The 3,515-nt window shown below is 70.8% G+C and carries 6 protein-coding genes and 1 pseudogene; 6 read left to right on the top strand and 1 reads right to left on the bottom strand.

The annotated features are described in order from the left end of the window. Window positions 1-199, bottom strand: a 199-nt coding sequence (locus tag JWP28_RS02730) for an NTP transferase domain-containing protein (RefSeq protein WP_299539714.1), incomplete at its 3' end; no start/stop codon positions are given. A 29-nt stretch (window positions 200-228) separates the two neighbouring features. Between JWP28_RS02730 and moaA the strand changes: the two genes are divergently transcribed. From moaA to JWP28_RS02760, 6 genes and pseudogenes are all read left to right on the top strand, one after another. Then, a complete protein-coding gene (gene moaA / locus JWP28_RS02735) occupies window positions 229-1,257 on the top strand; it encodes a GTP 3',8-cyclase MoaA (RefSeq protein ID WP_299539715.1) in 1,029 nt (342 codons plus the stop codon). 3 nt (window positions 1,258-1,260) lie between these two features. Beyond that, window positions 1,261-1,500 carry a MoaD/ThiS family protein gene (locus JWP28_RS02740; protein WP_299539718.1) on the top strand — a complete coding sequence of 80 codons (240 nt, stop codon included), beginning with the start codon at window positions 1,261-1,263 and terminating at the stop codon, window positions 1,498-1,500. Next, window positions 1,497-1,967: a molybdenum cofactor biosynthesis protein MoaE gene (locus tag JWP28_RS02745; protein WP_299539721.1), complete on the top strand. Its 471-nt coding sequence runs from the start codon at window positions 1,497-1,499 to the stop codon at window positions 1,965-1,967. Before JWP28_RS02740 ends, JWP28_RS02745 begins: the two co-directional genes overlap by 4 nt. Beyond that, window positions 1,964-2,518, top strand: a complete 555-nt coding sequence (gene moaB, locus JWP28_RS02750; protein WP_299539724.1) for a molybdenum cofactor biosynthesis protein B — start codon at window positions 1,964-1,966, stop codon at window positions 2,516-2,518. Before JWP28_RS02745 ends, moaB begins: the two co-directional genes overlap by 4 nt. A gap of 13 nt (window positions 2,519-2,531) precedes the next feature. Beyond that, a complete protein-coding gene (moaC, locus tag JWP28_RS02755; RefSeq protein WP_299539727.1) occupies window positions 2,532-3,002 on the top strand; it encodes a cyclic pyranopterin monophosphate synthase MoaC in 471 nt (156 codons plus the stop codon). A 166-nt stretch (window positions 3,003-3,168) separates the two neighbouring features. Further along, window positions 3,169-3,515, top strand: a pseudogene (locus JWP28_RS02760) (molybdopterin molybdenumtransferase MoeA); the annotation flags it as partial.

The following is a 3,515-nucleotide window of genomic DNA, read 5'->3' on the forward strand; positions in this document are numbered from 1 at the left end:
CCGCTACGGCCTCAGAGTCGGCGCCGACCACCACCGTCACGCTCCGCGCCGGCGCGGCCAAGGCGGCGGCTAGCGCGCCCTCCAGCAGGACGCCCGCGTTCCAGGCCGCCAGCAGCTTGCCGCCGCCGAACCGCGAGCCGGACCCGGCGGCCAGCACCACCGCCTCGAAGGCCGGATTGTTCTCCGCCCCTGTCGTCACTGGCGCATCCCCTCTATATTTGGAGCCGCATGACGCCCTATGACGCCGCATCCGCGCAAGGCCCGCGCCCGCTGATCGACAGTTTCGGCCGCACGGTGACCTATCTGCGTCTCTCGGTCACCGACCGCTGCGACCTGCGCTGCGTCTATTGCATGGCCGAGCACATGGTCTTCCTGCCGAAGGCCGAGGTGCTGACGCTGGAGGAGCTGGGCCGCATCGCCAGCGCCTTCGTGGGCCTGGGAACCCGGAAGCTGCGCATCACCGGCGGCGAACCGCTGGTCCGCAAGGGCGTGATGGGCCTCTTCCAGAGCCTGTCGCGCCACCTGCAATCCGGCGCCCTCGACGAGCTGACGCTGACCACCAACGGCACACGCCTTGCGGAGTTCGCGGGCCAGCTGGCCGAGGTGGGCGTGCGGCGGATCAACGTCTCGCTGGACACCCTGAAGCCCGACCTGTTCCGGACGCTCACCCGCGGCGGGGACATTGCCAAGGTGCTGGCCGGGATCGAGGCCGCCCAGGCCGCGGGCCTGCGGGTCAAGGTCAACGCCGTGGCGCTGAAGGACGACAACGCCGCCGAGCTGCCGGACCTGATCCGCTGGGCGCATGGCCGCGGCGTCGACGTGACCCTGATCGAGACCATGCCCATGGGCGAGGTCGAGGCCGACCGCACCGACCAGTATCTCTCCCTGACAGCGCTTCGGGCCGAGCTGGAGAGCTTCTGGACCATGACCGACCTGCCGCTCTCCACCGGCGGGCCGGCGCGCTATGTCGAGGTGGCCGAGACCGGCGGGCGTCTGGGCTTCATCACCCCGCTCAGCCACAACTTCTGCGAGGCCTGCAACCGCGTGCGGCTGACCTGCACCGGCACTCTGCACACCTGCCTGGGCCAGGAGGACGCCGCCGACCTGCGCGCGGTGCTGCGCAACGGGGCCTCGGACGCCGAGCTCATCGACGCCATCCGGTTGGCCGTCGACGCCAAGCCCAAGGGCCACGACTTCCATATCGCCCGTGCTTCGCCCCCCGCCGTCGCCCGGCACATGTCCACCACGGGAGGCTAGGCGGTGGCCCGCGTCCTGCTGTTCGGGCGCCTCAGCGACGTAGCCGGCTGGCGCGACCGGCAGGTCGACAGCCCCAGCCTCTCGGCGCTGCGCTCGCGGCTGACCGCAGAGGACGCAGGCCTGGGCCTGGCGCTCGCCGGGCCAGGCGTCCAGATCGCCCTCGACCAGGTCATCATCCGCGGCGACGCGCCGCTCAACGCGCGGACCGAGGTCGCCTTCCTGCCTCCCATGAGCGGCGGATGATCCGGCTGACCTACGATCCGTTCGATCCCGGTGCCCTGCTGACGGAATTCTGCCGCGGGCGTTCGGAGGTGGGGGCCGTCGCCACCTTCACCGGGATCGCACGCGCCGAGACGGGCGCCACGACCGCCCTGGAACTCGACGCCTATCCCGGCTTCACCGAGGCGGAGATCGGCAAGGTCGCCGACCGGGCGCGGGCCCGCTTCGGCCTCGACGACTCGCTGATCCTGCATCGGGTCGGCAAGATCGCTCCCGGAGAGCCGGTGGTGTTCGTGGCCACCGCCGCGCGCCATCGCCGGGCGGCTTTCGAGGCCTGCGACTTCCTGATGGACTATTTGAAGTCCAAGGCGCCCTTCTGGAAGAAGGAGCACGGCCCGGACGGCGCCCGCTGGGTCGAGCCGCGGCCTGAGGACCACGCCGACCTGGCCCGCTGGGATTGGGCCCGCTGGGAAAAGGAGACCTCGCCATGAACGCCCCTGTGATCAGCCCCGGCGGCCGGATCGACGAAAAGCAGGCGATCAAGCCGGTGCGGATCGCGGTCTTGACCATCTCCGACACCCGCGACGAGGAGAGCGACACCTCCGGCCACGTGCTGGCCGAGCGGGTGAAGGCCGCGGGCCACGAGCTCGCCGACAAGGCCATCGTCCGCGACAGCGTGGTCGAGATCCGCGAGAAGATCCAAGCCTGGGTCGCCTCCGGCTTCGTCGAGGCGATCATCACCACCGGCGGCACCGGCATCACCGGCCGCGACGTGACGCCGGAGGCGGTCGAGCCGCTGTTCGACAAGAAGATGGACGGCTTCTCGGTGATCTTCCACCTGGTCAGCTACCAGTCGGTGGGACTCTCGACCCTGCAGTCGCGGGCCACGGCCGGGATCGTCGGCGGGGTGTTCGTCTTCTGCCTGCCGGGCTCCAACGGGGCGGTGAAGGACGGCTGGGACAAGGTGATCTCCGTCCAGCTCGACAGCCGCCACGGCCCCTGCAACATGGTCGAGCTGATGCCCCGACTGCTTGAGACATAGGGTTGCTGGAGACGTGAGCAGACTCACCCACCTCGACGAGGCCGGCCGCGCGCGGATGGTCGACGTCTCCGGCAAGGCCTCCACGGTCCGCGAGGCGGTGGCCGAAGGCTTCGTGCGGATGAGCCCCGCCACCCTGGCCCTGGCGCTCTCCGGCGAGGGCAGGAAGGGCGAGGTTCGCGCGGTGGCCGAGATCGCCGGCGTCATCGCCGCCAAGAAGACCTCCGACCTGATCCCGATGTGCCATCCGCTGGCGCTCGCCAAGGTCGAGGTGAGCGTCGAGCCGGCGGACGGCGGGTTTTCGGTGACGGCGCGGGTCAAGACCACGGGCCCGACCGGGGTCGAGATGGAGGCGCTGACCGCCGTCTCGGTCGCCTGCCTGACAGTCTACGACATGCTGAAGGCCGCCGAGAAGGGCATGGTCATCGAGGCCGTGCGGCTGGTCTCCAAGACCGGCGGCAAGAGCGGCGACTGGACGGTCGGATGACTGCCGAGGCCTGTGCCTGGATCTTCCCCCGGTACGGGGCAAATGTCGCCAACGGCGAAGCGGGGCGACAACGGGGGAAGTATTTTCTTTCCTTCGACTTCCCCCATCGGCCCGCGACGCGAGAGCGTCTTGGGCCACTTCCCCCGTACCGGGGGAAGACGCGGCCATGAAGCTGCTGCCCGTCGACGAGGCCCGCGCCTGCATGCTGGCGGAGATCGCGGCGCTGCCGGCCGAGCGCGTGCCGCTCGCGCGGTCGATCGGCCGGGTGCTGGCGGAGGAGGTCGCCGCGGTGCGCGACCAGCCGCCGTTCGCGGCCTCGGCCATGGACGGCTGGGCGGTGCGGGCCGCAGACACCCCAGGCGTCCTGAAGATCGTCGGCGAGAGCGCGGCGGGCCACGGCTTCGAAGGCCAGGTCGGGCCGCGCGAGGCGGTTCGCATCTTCACCGGCGCCGCCCTGCCGCAGGGTTGCGACGCCATGGTGATACAGGAGGACGCCGAGCGCGATGGCGATAC

Source organism: Phenylobacterium sp., assembly GCF_028290885.1.
Taxonomy (GTDB): Bacteria; Pseudomonadota; Alphaproteobacteria; order Caulobacterales; family Caulobacteraceae; genus Phenylobacterium.